This window comes from Microbacterium oryzae, from assembly GCF_009735645.1.
GTDB classification, from domain to species: Bacteria; Actinomycetota; Actinomycetes; order Actinomycetales; family Microbacteriaceae; genus Microbacterium; species Microbacterium oryzae.
Genome location: NZ_CP032550.1, coordinates 2607292 through 2626310 on the forward strand (window position 1 = coordinate 2607292; position 19019 = coordinate 2626310).

Genomic DNA, 19019 nt, shown 5'->3' on the forward strand with positions numbered 1-19019 from the left:
TCATGTTCCTCTCAGGGTGTGCGCTTCAGCTCCGAAGCGCGCGAACGGGAAGCGCCGGTCGGCGCGGTGGGGCAGGGGACGGGGGATGTCGGCGAGCAGGTCGTCGACGAAGCCGTAGCGCGGGTCGGCGTGAGCGGCGCGCCAGTCGGCGATGTCGCCCCAGCAGGGGCTCGCGGTGGCGCCGCCCAGCTGCTCCACCGACAGCGCCGAGCACAGCACCGCGAAGGCGACCGCGTCGGCGAGGGAGAGCTCGCGCAGGACGCCGAAGGCGAGCGCGGCCTGCAGGACGTCTCCGGCCCCGGTCGTGTCGCGTGCGTCGACGACGACGCCGGGGACATCCGCGGTCTCGCCCGTGGCTGCGTCGATCGCGAACGCGCCCGCCGCGCCGCGGGTGACCACGACGAGGGGCACGCGTTCGGCGAGCACGCGTGCCGCCCGCTCCGGGGAGTCCTCCCGCGTGTACGCGGCAGCCTCGCGCTCATTGGGGGTGAAGGCGAAGCAGGCGTCGAGCGGATCGAGCAGGGCGGCGTCCCACGTGCCGGCGGGGTCCCATCCCGCATCGGCGAACACGCGGGCGCCGTCTCGCACCGCGCGCCGCCACCACGCGTCGCCCCCGGCGTCGGTCCGGGCCGCGGCGTCGGCGCGGCGGAGGGCGGGGAGGTCGGCGAGGATGGCGCGCGCACGCGCACCGCTCGCGAGCGGATCGAACGGGGGAGCGAGGTCCTCGCGCGTGACCATCGCGCGATCGCCGTCGTGGGCGATCGACACGGTGAGCGGCGTCGCCCACCCGGGCGCCACCGTGCCGGGGGCGAGATCGATTCCCTCCACGTCGGCGAGGACGCTGCGGCACCACCGACCGTGGACGTCATCGCCGAGGGCCGTGGCGAGAGCGGTGCGGAGGCCGAGGCGAGCGGTCGCCACCGCCAGGTTCGCGATGCCGCCGGGGCTCGTGTCGAGGTGGGAGGCGAAGACCTCGGTGCCCGGAGCGGGGCTCGCATCGAGCCCGCCGAGGACGAGATCGAAGAACGTCGGGCCGGCGAGGAGCACGTCGTGCGTCGGGGTGGTGGCCACGTCGCCGCTCCTTCCTGCCCGGCGGTCGAGCGCCGCCGCAGCGCTTTCCGAGTGCGCCCGCTCCTACTGTCGCGCATGCGCGGTGCTGCGCACAAGTGCTCGTATTCGCGTGATCGTGACTGCTAGCATGGCGCGCATGCTGACGGCGACGAGGCAGGCGAAGATCCTCGAGCGGGTGCGCGCGGGCGGCGAGGTGCGGGTGGAGGACCTGGCGGTCCATTTCGGGGTCTCGCCCTCGACCATCCGACGCGACCTCAACTCCCTGGACGCGGACGGACTCCTGCGCCGCGTGCGCGGGGGAGGCAGCGTCGAAGCCGACCGCGTGCCGTTCCGGGATGTCGCCGCGCACCAGAGCGAGGAGAAGGCCGCGGTCGCGGAGCGAGCGGCCGAGCTCGTCGCGGACGGCGACGTCGTGCTCATCGACATCGGCACGACGACGGCGCTCCTCGCCGAGCGGCTGCGCGGCCGCCGCATCACGGTGATCACCGCGAGTCTCGCCGTGATCGACGCGCTCCGGGATGACGATCTCGTCGAGCTCATCGTCCTGGGCGGCGCGCTGCGGAAGAACTACTACTCCATGGTGGGCGCGCTCACCGAGCAGGCGCTCGCTCAGATCCGCGCGACGATCTGCTTCCTCGGCACGAGCGGCGTGCGCGCCGACGGCTCCATCGCGGACACGACGGGGATGGAGGTGCCGGTGAAGCGCGCCATGATCGCCTCCTCGCAGCGGGTGGTGGTGCTCGCAGACCGGGCGAAGTTCCCCGGCACGGGGCTGCTCGGCGTCTGCGGCCCGGAGGACCTCTCGACCGTGGTGACGAACTCCGGGGCCGATCGCGCGACGTGCGATCGGCTGCAGCAGGCCGACGTGGAGGTGCTCTTCGCATGAAGCTCGTGATCATCGGCGGCGGCGGGTTCCGCATCCCGGGCGTCTACGAGGCCATCGCCGGCGACGACGCCCCCGTGCGCATCGACGACCTGGTGCTGTACGACGTGTCGGCGGAGCGGCTGGAGACCATCCGGCGGGTCGTCGACGCCCTGGCGCCGCGGTTCGCGCACGCGCCGCGGGTGACCGCGAGCACCGACCTCCGCGAGGCCCTGGCCGGTGCGGATTTCGTGTTCAGCGCCGTGCGGATCGGCGGATCCGCCGGACGCGTGACCGACGAGCGCGTCGCGCTCGGGCTCGGCGTGCTCGGTCAGGAGACGATCGGGCCGGGCGGCCTCGCCTACGCCCTGCGGACGCTCCCCTTCATGACCGACCTGGCCCGGACCATCCGCGACGTCGCCCCGGATGCGTGGGTGATCAACTTCACGAACCCCGCGGGGATCGTCACGGAGGCGATGCGCGCGGTGCTCGGCGACCGCGTGGTGGGGATCTGCGACACCCCGATCGGGCTCATCCGTCGCGCGCTGCAGGCGGTCGGGGCGGGCGCGGAGGCGGAGGTCTCCTTCGACTACGTCGGGTTGAACCACCTCGGATGGCTGCGCGGGCTCGTCGTGGACGGCCGCGATGCGCTTCCCGGACTGCTCGCGTCGGACGCCGCCCTCGAGGGGATCGAGGAGGCTCGCCTCATGGGGTTCGACTGGGTGCGCGCGATCGGGGCGCTGCCGAACGAGTACCTCTTCTACTACTACTTCGCCCGCGAGGCGCGTGAGCGCATCCGGTCGGCGGACGAGACCCGGGGCGAGTTCCTGGATCGCCAGCAGTCGGCGTTCTTCCAGGAGCCGGGGGCGGATCCGCTGGCGTCGTGGCTCCGTGTGCGGCACGAGCGCGAGGCCAGCTACATGGCCGAGAGCCGGGAATCGGACGAGGAGCGGCACGCGGCGGACGTCGACGGCGGCGGGTACCAGCGCGTCGCGCTCGACCTCATGGCCGCGCTGTCGACCGGGCGGCCCGCGACGATGATCCTCAACGTCCGCAATGGCGCACTGGTTCCGCAGCTGCCGGAGGACGCGGTCGTCGAGGTCGGCTGCCGAGTCGATGCGGATGGTGTCCATCCGCTGCCGATCGCTCCCCTCTCCTCCGAGATGCTCGGCCTCATCGCGCCCGTCAAGGCCGCCGAGCGTCTGGTGATCGCCGCTGCGCGCGAGGGGTCGCGGTCGCTCGCCTGGCGCGCGTTCGCCGCCCATCCGCTGGTCGACTCGGTGGCGATCGCCGAGCAGCTGCTCGCGCGGTACACGGCGAAGTTCCCGGAGATCGACCGACTGCTCAGCTGACGTCGGGGGCGTCGGGGGAGCCGAACGCGTCGCGCACCACCTCCCAGGCGGCGATGAGATCGACCTGGTCCGACGACGCGACGATGACGCGCGTGCTGAGGACGTCCTCGAGCGTCGCTCCCGCCGGGGAGCGGACGAGGCGAACAGCGGATGGCATGGGTCCGGTCTGACGGACCGGTGCGGCCTCGTGGAGCGCGGATGTCCAGTTTACTCTTTCGCTTATGTCAAGCGCTCAGCAGGCTCGTTGTCCTCGCCGACGAGGCGGTCACAGTGTGTACAGGACGGCGGGCGGCGGCGTGTGTCGACGAGTTATGCACACTGCTTCCTATGTTCGATGATCGGGCGTGGGAATGTCGGTGGTCGCCCGTATCGTGAGGGCATGGTCAAAGACGCCAGCCCGGTCACAGCGACCGACCCCATCGCGGGGGTGAACACCGCCCTCTCGGCGGTCGGGAGCCTGTTCCCGCGCGTGGAGGGCGTCGCGGACGCGGACCTGGTGCGGCTGACCGGTCGAGTGGAGCAGCTCGGGCGCATCGTCGATGCACTCCGCACGCGCGCGGCGGGGGAGGTGTCCCGCCGGTCGAAGCCGAGCCTCGAGCACCCGCTGTCGGAAGGATTCGGATGCCGGACCGGGCGGGAGCTCCTCGAACGCGTCACCGGCGTTCCCGGGCAGTCCCTCGCCGCCCGCGCGCGTGTCGACGAGCGCACTCGGGAGCGGGAGAGCGCGACAGGGCTGCCGCTCCCGGCGGAGTACCCCGTGCTCGGCGCGGCGTTCGCGGCCGGCCTCATCGGGGTGGAGCCCGTCGGGCTGCTGCTGAAGGCCCTCGAGTCCGCCCGGCGGGCGATGCCGGCGGCTCTGCGGGACCGGGTCGAAGCGATGGAGCACCACCTCGTGGGCATCGCCACCGGAACCATCGACTCCGGCCTCGATGACGCCACCCCTCCGAAAGCGCTCGGCGCATTGGGCGATGACACCGGAAGCGTGGTGCCCTGGAGCGTGGTGAAGGCGCACGCGGATGCGTGGGTGGACGTGCTCACCGCCGACGGCATCGATCCCGACGCCGACCACGAGCACACGATGAAGGCTCGGACGCTGACGGTCACCGAACTGCCCAACGGGGCCTTCCGCGTGAACGGGACGCTCGTTCCCGAGACGGGTGCGCTGCTGCAGATGCTGCTGTCCGCGCACACCAATCCCGCGCGCAACGTCGCCTTCGCCCCCGACGCGCGTGACGATGGACCAGGCGCCAGCGACGGCGATGCGACAGACGGGGCCTCGGCGGGCCCCGCCGATGGCGGATTCCTCGACGGGATCCCACCCGAGGACCAGGGCGATGCGGCCTGGGCAGCGAACGAGATCGTCCACGACCCCCGCACGGCCGGGCAGAAGCGCCACGACGCGTTCACTGCGATGATCCAGGCCGCGTCGCGAGCGGCCGAGACGCCCACGCTCGGCGGCGCTGCCCCCACGGTGATGGTTCACGTCGCGCAGCAGGACCTTGCGTCCGCCCCATCCGACGACGGGCCCGTGGGGGACGAGGAGCCATGGCCGCCGGCGCCGCCGAGTCGCTCCGGGCACGGCATCGCGCATCTCGACGGGGCCTCCCGGGCGGTGCCGGTGTCCGTCGCCCGGCGGATCGGGTGCAGCGGCGACATCCTCCGGGCCGTCTTCAGCCCCTCCGGGAGGATCCTGTCCCTCATTAGCGTGCAGCGCATCTTCACCGCCACGCAGCGGAAGGCGATCGTCGCCCGGGACGGTGGGTGCATCATCCCCGGGTGCACGATCCCCGCCGCATGGTGCGAGATCCACCACGTCCAGGACCACGCCCTGGGCGGCGCGACCAGCACCGACAACGGGGTGCTGCTGTGCTGGTGGCATCACCATCACCTCGAGCAGTCCGGCTGGGACATCCAGATGCGAAACGGCGCCCCCTACGTCGCCGCCCCGAACTGGATCGACCGACACCACCGCTACCGGCCCGCCCCCACCTCCACGACGCGGCTGCACGCGAAGATCCGCCAGCGGATATGACCGCGCCCGGAACAGGGGGTGTCCGCGGGGTTCGGGCGCTAGCGTGATCGCATGAGCGACGTCGCGGTCTACTTCGGTCGGGCTGATCAGCTGCTCGACGATTCCTTCGAGGGCGAGCCCGACATCCGGGCCATCGACGCGGAGCATGCGACGGTGTCGGTGTTCGACGCCGGTCTCATGCGCGGCGACGGGGTGTTCGAAGCGACGACCGTCGTGGGCGGCGTCCCCCTCGCCTGGCATCTGCACACGCGGCGGCTGCGGCAGTCGGCGGCCGCGCTGGAGCTCCCGCTGCCGAACCCCCGCGCCCTCCATGCATTCGCGGCCGCGGCCATCCGACACAGCCGAGTGACCGAGGCTCACATCAAGGTGATCGTCACGCGCGGCGGGCCGGATGAGGTTCCCACGGTGTTCGCGGTGGTCGGCGCCGCCTCCGCGCGGAAGAGGCCCGAGGTCGCGATCGCGACGCTCGAGCGGGAGCTCATGCGCGACTCCGCGCAGCGCGCGCCCTGGCTCCTGGTCGGGGCGAAGACGCTGTCCTACGCGCCGAACATGGCCGCGCGGCGCGAGTACGAGCGGCGCGGAGTGCAGAACGCCGTCTTCGTCACGCGCGACGGGTTCCTACTGGAGGGTCCGCAGTCATCGATCGTGCTGCGCGAGGGCGACCGCGTGGTGACGCCGCACCCGCGCATCGGCATCCTGCACGGCACGACCCAGGTCGAGGTGTTCGCCTGGGCGGCACTGAACGGTCTGCAGACCTCGTACGAGGACATCGCCGCCGATCGGCTCCTCCGCGCGGATCAGGTGTGGATGATGGGCGGCTCGTTCGTCCAGTCCGTGACGGCGGTCGACGGCCATCCGATCGCGCACGACCGCGCCCGGACCGACGCGATCAACGCCTTCATGCAGACCGAGCGAGACGCCATCGACGCCTGGACGCGCGATCACGCCCCCGGCTGATCGACCGGGTCGCTCCCGAAGGTCGTCGCGTCGGCACCCAGCGCGGCGAGCGTCCGGAACACCGCGGCGTTGTCGCGCTGCATGTCCTCGCTCGTCGGGCGTCCGGCGAGCACGCTCAGGCACTCCTCGAGCCCTGCCGCGCCTGCGACGACCCACGTCGTCGCACCGCCGGCGGTCTGGTCCTTCTGCTTGAGGTGCGCCTCGGCCGTCTCGTGCGAGTACAGCACGCAGGTGTCGAACCAGATGGGCTCGGAGATCTCCTCCTCCACGAACCGGGACAGCTGCTGCGCGTGGCGCCGCACCTGCACCACGGGCGACCGCTCGCCGACGTGCCGGTGGATCGAGATCGACGACGCTTCGCGATCGCTGCGCAGCTGCAGGGCGAAGCGCTCGCCGAGGCTCGTCTCGTCGATGAGCTTGCCGAAATCGGGGTGCACCTCGGATGGCCGCACCCCGTCGAAGAGGATCCCCTGCCAGCGCTTGTTCTCGATCACCACGCGCGCGCCGTCGAGCAGCAGGACGTGGTCCACCTGCGTGACGAAGCTCGCCGGGGACCCCTCGTCCGGCATGAACACGACGTTGGTGAGGAGGCTCCCGCGCAGGCCGAGCTGCTCGCAGACCCGCAGGATCAGACGGCGCGAGGCCGCCTCCCACTTGAGGCCCGTGGCGAGGGTCTCCCGCGCGCGGCGAGCGACGTCCTGCGAGTTGCGCACGTCGGAGCGCATGCGCTCGACCTCGCGATCGTGCTCGTCGGACAGCGCGACGACCTGACGCTCGTGATTCTGCGCGAGGCTCGCGACCTGCTCCTCATGCGTGCGGTTCTGCTCGCCCACCTCGGTCGCGTGCGTCGCCTCGATCTCGTCGATGCGCTGCGCCGTCCGCTTCCGGTCGCGGCGCATCACGACCAGAAGCACCACCACCGCGATGAGCAGCACCGCCGCCACCGCGCACGCCACCCAGAGCCACTGCGTCATATCCACGCGAGCCACCTCATCACATCAGACGGCCATCCGAGCGGCGGCGTTCCGGAGATCGTGGACTGCGTCCTGAAAGATCTTCGCCGTGCCGCCGATCACGTCTGGGGAAGAGCGGCGAACGCGTCCGCCAGGGCCGCGCGCGCTGCCCGCACGCCGGGCAGCGCGCGGGCGGAGAGACGTGCGGCGGTGAAGACATCGCGCCGCGGCGCGCCGGGCAGATCGATCAGACGCAGCTCCGCCTCCTCGGCCGCCAGAGCGAGGCCGGGGATGAGTCCGACCGCGTGCCCCGCGGCGATGAGGCGCAGGTGGGCGGACAGGTCGGTCGCCTCGTAGCGCACGTCGGGCTCGAAGCCGGCGGCGCGGCACTGCTGCACGGTCCACGCGCGCGCGGCCGTGCCCTCCGGCTCCATCACCCACGCCGCCTCCCGCGCCTCGCCGAGTGCGCGCACCCCGCTCCTCGCGCCCACGGCGAGGCGGATCGGGTCGCGCCCGAGCAGCTCCCGGTCGAGTCCCGCGCGATGCGGGCGCGTATGGCCCGGGTACTGCTCCGCCATGGCCAGGTCGAAGGCGCCCGCCTCCGTCTCGAACAGCCCGTGCTCCGGCGGCGTGACGATCACCTCCACCCGATATCCGGGAAGCGCGTCGAGCATGCGGGGGATGAGCGTGCGCGCGCTGGTCTGCAGCGCCGCGATCCGCAGCGGAGCCGCCGACGGCGCGAGCGTGGCGAGATCGCCGTGCAGGGACTCCTGGGCGGCGAGCATCCCCTGGGCATGACGCGCCACCGCCTCGCCGGCCGAGGTGAGCCGCAGCCCCCGGCCTTCCGGTGCGAGCAGATCGACGCCGACCTCGCGCTCCAGCTGCCGCAGCTGGTGCGAGATCGTCGAGGCGCTGTAGTTCAGCGCGGCGGCGACCGCAGCGATCGTGCCCCGCATGCGCAGCTCGTGCAGGAGCAGCAGACCTCGTCCGTTCCACAACGCGACCATCGTTCGAAGATATCGAAGAGTCAGACGCGAGGAAACGGCCTTTTCCCGTGGAGTCCACGAGCGCACACTGGAGACGACCCTCTCGAGAAAGACCTCGTCATGACCACCGTCGCTCCGTCATCCGCCGCCACCTCGGAACCCCTGCCCGGCATCGACCGGCAGCTCGCCGAGGCGGCCATCGCCCAGGTGCGCACCTGGCTCGCCGCCGCGCGGGACGAGAAGGTCGACGCCTCGGCGAAGAACCTCGCCGGCGTCCTCCGCGACCCGAACGGCCTCGCCTTCACGGTCGGCTTCGTCGACGGCGTCGTCCGCCCCGAGGACACGCGCGTCGCCGCGCGGAACCTCGCGAACCTCGTCCCGCTCATCCCGCGCTTCCTCCCCGCGCCGCTGCGCGGGCTCATCCGCCTGGGCGGTGCGTTCGCGCCGGCGCTGCCGGGCGTCGTCGTGCCCGCGAGCCGCGTGGTGCTGCGCCAGATGGTGCGTCACCTCATCGTCGACGCGCGCGACGAGAAGCTCGGGAAGACCCTCGCCGAACTCCGCGGCGAGGGCGTGCAGCTCAACGTGAACCTGCTCGGCGAAGCCATCCTCGGTCAGCGCGAGGCCGACCGCCGCCTCTCCGGCACCCGCCGTCTCCTCGAGCGCGACGACGTCGACTACGTCTCCATCAAGGTCTCGTCGACGGTCGCGCCGCACAGCCCGTGGGCGTTTGAGGAGGCCGTCACGCACGCGGTCGACGCCCTCGCGCCGCTGTATGAGACGGCGAAGGCCAACGGCACCTTCATCAACCTCGACATGGAGGAGTACAAGGACCTCGACCTCACGCTCGCGGTCTTCATGCGGCTCCTCGAGCGCCCGGAGTTCCTCGGCCTCGAGGCCGGCATCGTTCTCCAGGCATATCTCCCCGATGCCCTCGGCGCGATGATGCGCCTGCAGGAATGGGCGCAGGAGCGCGTCCAGCGCGGCGGGGCCGCCATCAAGGTGCGCGTCGTGAAGGGCGCGAACCTTCCCATGGAGCAGGTCGACGCCGAGACCCATGGCTGGCCGCTCGCGACGTGGCAGAGCAAGCAGCACACCGACGCGTCGTACAAGGCCGTGCTCGACTACGCGCTCCACCCCGAGCGCATCGCGAACGTCCGCCTCGGCATCGCCGGTCACAACCTCTTCGACATCGCCCTCGCCTGGCTGCTCGCCAAGAAGCGCGGCATCGCGGATGGCCGGGGCGTCGAATTCGAGATGCTGCTGGGGATGGCCACGGCGCAGGCCGCCGTCGTCCGCCGCGACGTCGGCTCGCTGCTGCTCTACACGCCCGTCGTGCACCCGCGGGAGTTCGACGTCGCGATCGCCTATCTCATCCGGCGGCTCGAGGAGGGAGCGAGCCACGAGAACTTCATGTCGGCGGTGTTCGACCTCGATGCCGACCCCGCGCTCTTCGATCGCGAGAAGGAGCGCTTCCTCACCTCGATCGACCTCATCCCGCACGACCTGCCGAAGCCGAACCGCGTGCAGGATCGGCGGGAGCCGCAGCCCGAGGGGCCGCGCGACGGCTTCCGCAACACCCCGGACAGCGCCCCGAGCATCGCGGGCAACCGCGAATGGGCCACCGTCATCCGCTCGCGCATGGAGCACTCCACGCTCGGCGAGGAGACGCTCGCACAGCACACCCTCCGCACCCTCGACGAGGTCGACGCGATGGTCGCCGACGCGCTCGCCGCGGGCGAGGGATGGCGCGCGCTCGGCCCCGACGGACGCGCGGCCATCCTGCATCGCGCGGGCGACGTGCTCGAGGCGCACCGCGCCGATCTCCTCGAGGTCATGGGCTCGGAGTGCGGCAAGGTCATCGAACAGGGCGACCCCGAGGTCTCCGAGGCGATCGACTTCGCGCACTACTACGCCGAGAGCGCTCAGCACCTCGCCGACGTCGACGGTGCGACGTTCGACCCGGCCCGCCTCACCGTCGTGACGCCGCCGTGGAACTTCCCGGTGGCCATCCCCGCCGGCTCGACACTCGCCGCGCTCGCCGCAGGGTCACCGGTCATCCTCAAGCCCGCATCGCAGGCGCGGCGCTGCGGCGCCGTGCTCGCCGAGGCGCTGTGGGAGGCGGGCGTCCCGCGCGACGTGCTGCACCTCGCGCGCGTCGAGGAGAACGACCTCGGTCGCCGTCTCGTGTCGCACGAGAGCGTCGAGCGCGTCATCCTCACCGGCGCGTACGAGACCGCGGAGCTCTTCCGCTCGTTCCGCCGCGACCTGCCGCTCCTCGCCGAGACGAGCGGCAAGAACGCGATCATCGTCACGCCGTCGGCGGACCTCGATCTCGCCGCGAAGGACGTCGCCTACTCGGCGTTCGGGCACGCGGGGCAGAAGTGCTCGGCGGCATCCCTCGTCGTGCTCGTCGGATCCGTCGCGCAGAGCGAGCGCTTCCGCCGCCAGCTCATCGACGCCGTCGAGGGCTACGCCGTGGGCATGCCCTGGGAGGCCACCTCGCGCATCGGGCCGCTGATCGGCCCCGCGGAGGGCAAGCTGCAGCGCGCGCTGACGGAGCTCGAACCCGGTCAGCGCTGGGTGCGCCAGCCGCGCAAGCTCGATGACGAGGGGCGCATGTGGACGCCCGGCATCCGCGAGGGCGTGCAGGCCGGGAGCGAGTTCCACCTCACGGAGTACTTCGGCCCCGTGCTCGGCATCATGACCGCCGAGACGCTCGACGAGGCGATCGACATCGTCCGCGCGGTCGACTACGGCCTCACCTCCGGCCTCCACGCCCTCGACGAGGCGGAGATCGCCCGCTGGCTCGAGCGCATCGACGTCGGCAACGCCTACGTCAACCGCGGCACCACCGGCGCCATCGTGCAACGGCAGCCGTTCGGCGGCTGGAAGAAGTCGTCGGTCGGCGCGGGCACCAAGGCCGGCGGCCCGAGCTACCTCTTCGGCCTCGGCCACTGGTCCGATGCCCCGGTGCGCACGCAGGGCGAGACGGATGGCGCCGGGCGCCGCGCGCTGTCGGCCGTCGGCGAGGCGGATGGCCAGGGCTGGCTGGAGTCGGCCCTCGCGACCGACATCGCCGCGTTCGCCGACGAGTTCGGCGTCGCACGCGACGCGCAGGGCCTGCGGCTCGAGCAGAACGTGCTGCGCTACGCGCCCGTTCCCGTGACGGTGCGGTACGAGGACCGTCCGGTCGTCGAGCTCGTGCGCGTCGTCGCGGCCGGCCTCCGCGCCGGTGCCGCGATCGTCGTCAGCACGCCGGTGGCGCTGCCGGCATCGGTCGCCTCCTGGCTCGGCGCGGAGGGGGTCGAGATCGCCTTCGATGACGCGGACGCGTGGGCGAAACGGGCCCGCGACCTCGCGCGCACCGGCGGGCGCGTCCGCCTGGTCGGGGCGCCGCTCGACGAGGTCATCGCCGCGACCGACGGCGCCCCGAACGTCGCGGTCTACGGCGGTCCGGTGACCTCCGCCGGGCGCGTGGAGATGCTGCCGTTCCTGCACGAGCAGGCGGTGTCGGTCACCGCGCACCGCTTCGGCAACGAGCGCCGCTACGAGATCCCCGGCCTCGCCGACGCCTGAGCGAATGCGGCGGGGGCCTGCTCAGTCCAGGCCGAGCAGGGTGAGCGGGTGCGTCAGACGCCACCAGAACGACGGCGCCGGCACGTCGTCGGTGAGGGCGAGGTCGACCGATGTGTCATCGAGCCCGCCCTGAACGGTGAGGGTCCCGACCACGTCGCCGGCCTCGGCACCGACCTCGACGTCGTAGTCGGGGTCGGTGGCGGGCGCCACGCCCTGCCACGAGATCACCTCGGCCTCGTCGGCGGTGACGATCGTGCTCTGCGCGCCCCACGGGGTGCGCACATGCGCGACGGGCACATCGGGGGCGACGGCGGTGGTGAGCTGGATGCCCTCCTCCAGCTGCTCGAGGAGGCTGCGGCTCACGGTCTCGCGGCTCTCCTCGTCGGGCTGGCCGATCACCGCGGAGTACAGGGTGACGGTCGTCTGGCCGATCGTGACGTTCTTCACGGCAAGGAGGTTCCAGTAGGGCGTGCCCGTCGACCAGAGCGAGCCGGTCTTGAGGCCCACCACGCCCTCGTCGTCGATCAGGGGGTTCGAGTTGGGGACGACTCCCGCTCCGGGCAGCGTCACCGACTTCTCCGCGACGATCGATGCGAGCACCGGGTTCTGCATCGCGATGTCGGCGAGCGAGATGAGCGAGCGCGTGTCGGCGACGTTCCCGGGGTCGATGCCGCTGGGATCCGTCACCGTGATGCCGGTGAGGTCGTGCTCGTCGAGCCACACCCGTGCGTCCACGAGCCAGGCCTCCTGTGTGCCCCACATCTCGTCGACGAGCCGGTCGATGTAGTTGTTGGCCGAGCCGAGGAGCACGCCCTGCAGCATCTGCTGCAGGGTCAGCGTGCCGTCGACGGGCACGTCGAGAGAGGACTCCTGCGCGTAGAGGTACGTCCAGTACTCGTCGCTGTCGGCCTGCGTGAACGCGTACGAGGGGCCATCCTCGCCCGGCTCGAGCTGCGCGCGCTCGATGATCATGAGCGCCGTGATCACCTTGGTGATGCTGGCCATCGGCAGCACCTCGTCGTTCGACGAGATCGGACCTCCCGGCCCGCCGACCGCGGCGAGGGCCGCGCTGCCGTCCGCCGGCCAGGTGACCGGGAACTCCTCGCCGATCGGCGTCTCGACGGTGAGGTCGGAGATCGTCGGCGCGGCCTCGGTCAGCGGCCAGAGACCGCAGCCTGCGACGTACGCGAGGGCGAGCGCTCCGGCGGTCGCGGCGGGGCCGAGCCACACGCGGTGATGCCGTCGCGGCGGCAGCAGCGAGGGCTCGACGGGAACGAGGCGGCTCGTGCTGAGCGGGCCGGCGGCCGGCATCGCGGCCACCGTGTCGGGGTCCACCCATCCCAGGGCCGTGAGCAGCGTCGCTTCGGCGGCGGGCTCGCGGGCCGGGGTGTCGTCGGAGGGCACCTGCCTACGCTACCGGTTCGCGCCCGGACGATGCGGCGCCGATGAGCGCATGCGACTAGAATCGGCCGCACATCACACGGGAGTCCGCCGAGCCGGACTGAGAGGACGCGAGCCGCGCGTCGACCGTCGAACCTGATCCGGGTCATGCCGGCGAAGGAAGGAGAACGAATGTCCGCGTCCGTTTCCGGAACCCAGACACCTGCCGCACGGCGCCGCTCCTCGTGGCGCGTCGTCGACATCGTCGTCGCGAGCGTCATCGGCGTCGCGTCCGGCGTCGTGTTCTGGCTGTGGGGCCAGGCCTGGCCCGCCCTCGACAGCCTGCTGTCGTTCACGCCCGGTCTGTCGGGCCTCCTGTCGGGCGGATGGCTGTTCGCCGGCGTCCTGGGAGGTCTCGTCATCCGCAAGCCGGGCGCCGCGCTCTACGCCGAGGTCGTGGCGGCCGTCGTCTCCATGCTCGTCGGCACCCAGTGGGGCTTCACGACCCTCATCTGGGGCATCGTGCAGGGCATCGGCGCCGAGCTCGGCTTCGCGATCCTCGCGTACTCGAGCTGGCGCATCACGGGAGCGCTGCTCTCCGGCGCCCTCGCCGGCGTCGCCGTCGGCATCCTCGACACGAACTTCTCGTCGATCGCGGCTTACGCGTTCGAGGCCCGCACGATCTACTTCGTCGCGGCGGTCGTCTCCGGCATCGTGATCGCCGGTCTGCTGTCGTACCTCATCACGCGCGCGCTCGCGGCGACGGGGGCGCTCGACCGGTTCGCCTCGGGCCGCGAGCTGCGGACGGCAGGGCGCGGGGCGACCGGAGCAGCGTGACGGCCCGCGTCGACGCCCGCGGCTGGGGCTGGCGTCATGCCGGCCGCAGCCGCTGGGCGGTGTCCGGCGTCGACCTCGTCATCCCGCCGGGGGAGCGGGTGCTGCTCCTCGGCGCGAGCGGCTCGGGCAAGTCCACGCTGCTGCGCGGACTCGCCGGGGTGCTCGGCGACGAGGAGGACGGCACCGCCGTCGGCGACCTGCTCGTCGACGGCGTCCGACCGGCGGATGCCCGTGGCCGCGCCGGTCTCGTGCTGCAGGACCCCGACGCCCAGGTGGTGCTCGCCCGCGTCGGCGATGACGTCGCGTTCGCGTGCGAGAACCTCGGCGTCCCGCGCGAGGAGATCTGGCGCCGGGTGCCGCGGGCGCTCGCGTCGGTCGGACTCCACCTGCCGCTCGACCACTCCACCTCGGCCCTCTCCGGCGGGCAGAAGCAGCGCCTCGCACTCGCCGGCGCGCTCGCCATGGCGCCGCAGCTGCTGCTGCTCGACGAGCCGACGGCGAACCTCGACCCCGCCGGCGCCCTCGACGTGCGCGATGCGGTGGTCGCAGCCGCCGCGCAGTCCGGCGCCACCCTCGTCGTCGTCGAGCACCGCGTGGAGCTCTGGGTCGATCACGTCGATCGCGTCATCGTGCTCGCACCCGACGGCGGCCTGCTCGCCGACGGGCGCCCCGCCGATGTCTTCGCCCGGCACGAGCGCGAGCTGACGGCGGCGGGCGTGTGGGTGCCCGGGGTCGTCCCCGACGTGCCGCGCACCGTCCCGCGCGAGGAGGGGACCGTGCTGCTCCACGCCCGCTCCCTCACGGTCGGCCGCCGAGCCTTCGGTGCGCGCGAGCCGCTCGCGGTCGCCGCCGAGATCGACGCGGTCGTCTCCTCCGGCCGCGCTCTCGCCGTCGTCGGGCCGAACGGCGCCGGCAAGTCGACGCTCGCGGCCACGCTCTCCGGTCTGCTGCCCCCCGTCGACGGCACGCTGACCGCCACGGCGGAGCTCGCCGGGTCCGCGCACACCGCCCCGCACCGGTGGTCGTCGCGGCAGCTGCTCACCCGCATCGGGATGCTGTTCCAGTCGCCCGAGCACCAGCTCCTCACCGCGTCCGTGCGCGCGGAGCTCGAGGTCGGCCCCCGGGCGCTCAAGACCGATCCCGCCGCGGTCGCGCGCACGGTCGACGAGCTGCTCGAGCGGCTGCGGCTGACCGCGCTCGCCGACGTCAACCCGTTCACCCTGTCGGGGGGCGAGAAGCGCCGCCTCACGGTGGCCGCCTCGCTGATGACGCGGCCCCGCGTCCTCGTCCTCGATGAGCCCACGTACGGGCAGGACGCGCGCACCTGGCGGGAGCTCGCGGCTCTCCTCGACGACGTCCGCGCCGGCGGGACCGGACTCGTCGTCGTGACCCACGACCATCCGCTCGTCTCGGCTCTCGCCGACGACGTGCTCGCGCTCGGCGCCGTGCCCCTCGCGGGTGCGTCATGAGCCTCGTCGTGCTCGATGTGCGCGAGTCGCCGCTCGGACGCGTGAACGCGCTCGCCAAGCTCGCCGCCGCGCTCGTCCTCGGGATCGCGCTGCTGCTGTCGATCGATCCCGTCTCGGCCGGCGTCTCGCTCGCGCTGACGCTCGTGCTGCTGCCGTTCGCCCGCCTGCCGATGCGCGACCTGTGGCTGCGGCTGTGGCCGATCGCGGCGTCCGCGCTCATCGCGTGTGTCGCGACGTCGCTGTACGGCCGCCAGAGCGGCACGACGTATCTGGAGTGGGGCCTTCTGCGGGTCAGCGACGGGTCGCTCACGCTCGCCCTGGCCATCCTGCTGCGCGTGCTGGCGATCGCCGTGCCCTCCGTCGTGCTCTTCGCGACCACCGACCCGACCGACCTCGCCGACGCGCTCGCGCAGATCCTGCGACTGCCCGCGCGGTTCGTCCTCGGCGCGCTCGCGGGGCTGCGGCTCGTCGGGCTCCTCGTCGAGGACTGGCGTGAGCTCGGCCTCGCGCGACGCGCGCGCGGCGTCGCCGACACCGGGCGGCTGCGGCGCTTCGCGGGGCAGACGTTCGCGCTGTTCGTGCTGGCCATCCGCCGCGGATCCAAGCTGGCGACGGCGATGGAGGCGCGCGGCTTCGGCGCCCCGGGAGTCCGCACGTGGGCGCGCCCGTCGCGCGTGCGCCCGCGGGACGGGCTGCTCGTGCTGCTCTTCGTCGCGATCGCGACGGTCTCGGTCGCCGCGGCCGTCGCGGCGGGAACGTGGACCTTCGTCCTCGCGCTCTGAACCGGTGGCATGATCGACAGCGGCGGCGACCAGTGACGAAAGGCGCATGATGCAGCACAGGACTCTCGGACGGACGGGACGTGAGGTCTCGGTCGTGGGGCTCGGCACGTGGCAGCTCGGCGCCGACTGGGGCGACGTGTCGGAGGCGGACGCGCTCGACGTGCTGTCCGCCGCGGTCGACGGCGGCGTCACGCTCTTCGACACCGCCGACGTGTACGGCGACGGCCGCAGCGAGCAGATCATCGGCCGCTTCCTCGACGAGCGCGGCCTCCGCGGCGAGGTGACCGTGGCGACGAAGATGGGCCGGCGGCTCGCGCAGGAGCCGGAGAACTACTCGGCCGAGAACTTCCGCGCCTGGACCGACCGCTCGCGTCGGAACCTCGGCGTCGACACGCTCGATCTCGTGCAGCTGCACTGCCCGCCGACGGCGGTCTACGCGTCGGATGCCGTGTTCGACGCCCTCGACGCGCTCGTGGAGCGCGGTGCCATCGCGCACTACGGCGTGAGCGTCGAGACGGTCGACGAGGCCCTCACCGCCATCGCGCGACCGAACGTGGCCACCGTGCAGATCATCGTCAACGCCTTCCGGCTGAAGCCGCTCGACGAGGTCCTCCCCGCCGCCCAGGAAGCCGGCGTCGGCGTGATCGCGCGGGTGCCGCTGGCATCGGGACTGCTGTCGGGCCGCTACGACGAGTCGACGACGTTCGCGGCCGACGACCACCGCACGTACAACCGCGCGGGCGAGGCGTTCGACGTCGGCGAGACGTTCTCGGGCGTGGACTTCGCGACCGGCGTCGCGGCTGCGCAGGAGTTCGCCGCGCTCGTCCGCGAGCACGCGCCGGAGGGCGTGACGCCCGCGCAGGCCGCTATCGCGTGGCTCTGGCAGCAGCCCGGGATCAGCACGGTCATCCCCGGCGCGCGGTCGGTCGCGCAGGCGCAGGGCAACGCGGCGGCCGGTGCGGTGCCGCCGCTCGGCGAGGCGTTCGAGTCCGGCGTCCGCCGCATCTACGACGCGCGCCTGCGGGAGGCCATCCACCCCCGCTGGTGAGGCGCCGGACGGCGGCTCGGCGGGCGGGACTGGCAGGATGGCCGGAAGCGCGCCCGACGCGGGGCGCGGTCTCGAAGGAGAGCGGATGATCCACGACGGTTCCCTCGCCGGGCGCACGATCCTCATGTCGGGCGGCAGCCGCGGCATCGGCCTGGCCATCGCCCTGCGGGCGGCGCGCGACGGAGCGAACGTCGCGCTGCTGGCGAAGACCGACCAGCCCCATCCGCGACTGGAGGGCACCGTCCACACCGCGGCCGAGGCCATCCGCGCCGCCGGCGGGCAGGCGCTGCCGATCGTGGGGGACGTGCGCGACGACGAGTCCGTCGCGCGGGCGGTGCTCGAGACGGTCGGGGCTTTCGGCGGCATCGACGCGGTCGTCAACAACGCCAGCGTCATCGACCTGTCGGGGTCGGAGGATCTGCCGGCGAAGAAGTACGACCTCATGCAGGACGTGAACGTCCGCGGCACCTTCATGCTCAGCCGCGCGGCCATCCCCGCGCTGCGCGAGAGCGCGAACCCGCACATCCTGTCGCTGTCCCCGCCGCTCAACACGACGCCGCGGTGGCTCGGCGCCCACCCGGGCTACAGCCTCGCGAAGTTCGGGATGACCATGGCGACGCTGGGGCTCGCGGCGGAGTTCGCCGATGCGGGCATCGCCGCGAACGCGCTGTGGCCGAAGACCCTCATCGCCACGGCCGCGGTGCAGAACGTCATCGGCGGCGACGCGATGATGGCGCGCAGCCGCACACCGGAGATTTACGCGGACGCCGCGCACCTCGTGCTCACCCAGACCGCGCGCGGCTGCTCGGGGCAGACGCTCCTCGTCGAGGACGTCCTCGCCGACGCGGGCGTCCCCGATCTCGCGCGCTACGCCGCGGTCCCCGGGACGCCTGACGCGGATCTCATCCCCGATGTGTTCCTGTAGCGCGCTTCACGTCGCGTTCCACAGGTCGCGGTAGTACGCCATCCGCTCGCGGTCGGGCTCGACGCCGTACGCCGCCACGAGCGCGTCCGCCCAGCCCGGACCGTAGTTCCACTCGGTGCTCATCGCGGCGACCGCGATGTCGGCCCAGCGGTCGGCGACCCCCAGCGCACCGAGGTCGACGTGGCCCGTCCAGCGGCCGTCGTCCGCGAGCAGGGTGTTGGGGCAGCACGGGTCGCCGTGGCACACGACGAGCCGGTCGACGGATGGCCCCTGCCGCAGCGCCTCGGGGACCGCGACGCCCCGACGGCGCGCGTTCGCGACGCGGTCGGGCACCTGCCAGGACCAGGGGCAGGCCTCGACGGGGAGCGCGTCGTGCAGCGCACGGAGCCCCTCGCCGACCGCGCGCACGGCGGTCGCGGCGTCGGCGGTCCACCGCGGCGCAGCGGCGCTCTCTCCCGGAAGCGCGCGCGTCACGAGCCACTCGTGGGTGTCGTCCGACCCCTGCTCGAGCACCTCGGGGACGCGCACCCAGGCAGCGGCCCAGGCGAGGCGCTCGGACTCCGCCGCCATCGACGTCTCGAGATCGAGCGGGCCCCACTTGATGTAGCGCCCGTCGTCCGTGCGGAACGTGAGGCCGCCGAGGCCGTTCCGCCATGCCGGGGTCAGCCGGGCAGCGCCCGCGAGCTCGCGGACGCGCGCGGGCACCGGGACGTCGTCCGCGGGGATGCTCATGCTCCCATCCTGCCCGCCGGCACCAGCACCTTCGCAGGGCCGCCCCGTACCCTGGAG

General features: G+C 72.9%; 16 protein-coding genes and 1 riboswitch. Of the genes, 10 read left to right on the plus strand and 6 right to left on the minus strand.

Translation table 11 applies throughout. From position 1 onward, the window contains the following. Nucleotides 1–1071: a carbohydrate kinase family protein gene (locus D7D94_RS12135; protein ID WP_156242870.1), complete on the minus strand. Its 1071-nt coding sequence runs from the start codon at nt 1069–1071 to the stop codon at nt 1–3. 136 nt (nt 1072–1207) lie between these two features. Here D7D94_RS12135 and D7D94_RS12140 point away from each other — a divergent pair, with 136 nt between their 5' ends. After that, nucleotides 1208–1957 (plus strand): DeoR/GlpR family DNA-binding transcription regulator, encoded by a 750-nt coding sequence (locus tag D7D94_RS12140; RefSeq protein WP_156242871.1) that lies wholly within the window; start codon nt 1208–1210, stop codon nt 1955–1957. Next, a complete protein-coding gene (locus D7D94_RS12145) occupies nt 1954–3285 on the plus strand; it encodes a 6-phospho-beta-glucosidase (RefSeq protein ID WP_156242872.1) in 1332 nt (443 codons plus the stop codon). Before D7D94_RS12140 ends, D7D94_RS12145 begins: the two co-directional genes overlap by 4 nt. Here D7D94_RS12145 and D7D94_RS14565 read toward each other — a convergent pair. Then, nucleotides 3278–3442 carry a RidA family protein gene (locus tag D7D94_RS14565; RefSeq protein ID WP_425486972.1) on the minus strand — a complete coding sequence of 55 codons (165 nt, stop codon included), beginning with the start codon at nt 3440–3442 and terminating at the stop codon, nt 3278–3280. The genes D7D94_RS12145 and D7D94_RS14565 overlap by 8 nt on opposite strands. A gap of 222 nt (nt 3443–3664) precedes the next feature. Here D7D94_RS14565 and D7D94_RS12155 point away from each other — a divergent pair, with 222 nt between their 5' ends. Both D7D94_RS12155 and D7D94_RS12160 read left to right on the plus strand, forming a co-directional pair. Continuing rightward, nucleotides 3665–5317: an HNH endonuclease signature motif containing protein gene (locus D7D94_RS12155; RefSeq protein ID WP_173024325.1), complete on the plus strand. Its 1653-nt coding sequence runs from the start codon at nt 3665–3667 to the stop codon at nt 5315–5317. A gap of 51 nt (nt 5318–5368) precedes the next feature. Further along, entirely contained in the window at nt 5369–6274 is a 906-nt protein-coding gene (locus D7D94_RS12160) for an aminotransferase class IV (protein ID WP_156242874.1), read from the plus strand. On the opposite strand, the gene D7D94_RS12165 is transcribed toward D7D94_RS12160, so the two are convergent. Then, on the minus strand, nt 6259–7248 hold the full coding sequence (locus D7D94_RS12165) for a nuclease-related domain-containing protein (protein ID WP_246171945.1): 990 nt from the start codon (nt 7246–7248) through the stop codon (nt 6259–6261). The two genes, D7D94_RS12160 and D7D94_RS12165, sit on opposite strands and share 16 nt — an antisense overlap. A gap of 98 nt (nt 7249–7346) precedes the next feature. Next, nucleotides 7347–8234 carry a LysR family transcriptional regulator gene (locus D7D94_RS12170; protein ID WP_343032135.1) on the minus strand — a complete coding sequence of 296 codons (888 nt, stop codon included), beginning with the start codon at nt 8232–8234 and terminating at the stop codon, nt 7347–7349. Between the two features lie 99 nt (nt 8235–8333). Here D7D94_RS12170 and D7D94_RS12175 point away from each other — a divergent pair, with 99 nt between their 5' ends. Beyond that, complete coding sequence (locus D7D94_RS12175) at nt 8334–11789, plus strand: bifunctional proline dehydrogenase/L-glutamate gamma-semialdehyde dehydrogenase (protein ID WP_156242876.1); 3456 nt, start codon at nt 8334–8336, stop codon at nt 11787–11789. Between the two features lie 21 nt (nt 11790–11810). On the opposite strand, the gene D7D94_RS12180 is transcribed toward D7D94_RS12175, so the two are convergent. Then, a complete protein-coding gene (locus D7D94_RS12180) occupies nt 11811–13193 on the minus strand; it encodes a D-alanyl-D-alanine carboxypeptidase family protein (RefSeq protein ID WP_156242877.1) in 1383 nt (460 codons plus the stop codon). Nucleotides 13194–13259: 66 nt separating this feature from the next. Then, nucleotides 13260–13370: riboswitch (TPP riboswitch) on the plus strand. On the opposite strand from D7D94_RS12180, the gene D7D94_RS14505 reads away from it, so the two are divergent. From D7D94_RS14505 to D7D94_RS12200, 5 genes are all read left to right on the plus strand, one after another. Continuing rightward, nucleotides 13362–14006, plus strand: a complete 645-nt coding sequence (locus tag D7D94_RS14505; RefSeq protein WP_246171795.1) for an ECF transporter S component — start codon at nt 13362–13364, stop codon at nt 14004–14006. (Overlaps the previous riboswitch by 9 nt.) After that, nucleotides 14003–15475, plus strand: coding sequence for an ABC transporter ATP-binding protein (locus tag D7D94_RS12185; RefSeq protein WP_246171796.1), 1473 nt, complete (start codon nt 14003–14005; stop codon nt 15473–15475). The genes D7D94_RS14505 and D7D94_RS12185 overlap by 4 nt, the downstream gene beginning before the upstream one ends. Beyond that, nucleotides 15472–16257, plus strand: a complete 786-nt coding sequence (locus tag D7D94_RS12190; protein WP_156242879.1) for an energy-coupling factor transporter transmembrane component T family protein — start codon at nt 15472–15474, stop codon at nt 16255–16257. The genes D7D94_RS12185 and D7D94_RS12190 overlap by 4 nt, the downstream gene beginning before the upstream one ends. A 49-nt stretch (nt 16258–16306) precedes the next feature. Beyond that, a complete protein-coding gene (locus tag D7D94_RS12195; RefSeq protein ID WP_156243449.1) occupies nt 16307–17305 on the plus strand; it encodes an aldo/keto reductase in 999 nt (332 codons plus the stop codon). 85 nt (nt 17306–17390) lie between these two features. Next, complete coding sequence (locus tag D7D94_RS12200; protein WP_156242880.1) at nt 17391–18230, plus strand: SDR family oxidoreductase; 840 nt, start codon at nt 17391–17393, stop codon at nt 18228–18230. Between the two features lie 6 nt (nt 18231–18236). Here the strand turns inward: D7D94_RS12200 and D7D94_RS12205 are convergent, their stop codons facing one another. Beyond that, nucleotides 18237–18962, minus strand: a complete 726-nt coding sequence (locus D7D94_RS12205; RefSeq protein ID WP_156242881.1) for an aminoglycoside 3'-phosphotransferase — start codon at nt 18960–18962, stop codon at nt 18237–18239. Between the last annotated feature and the right edge of the window lie 57 nt (nt 18963–19019).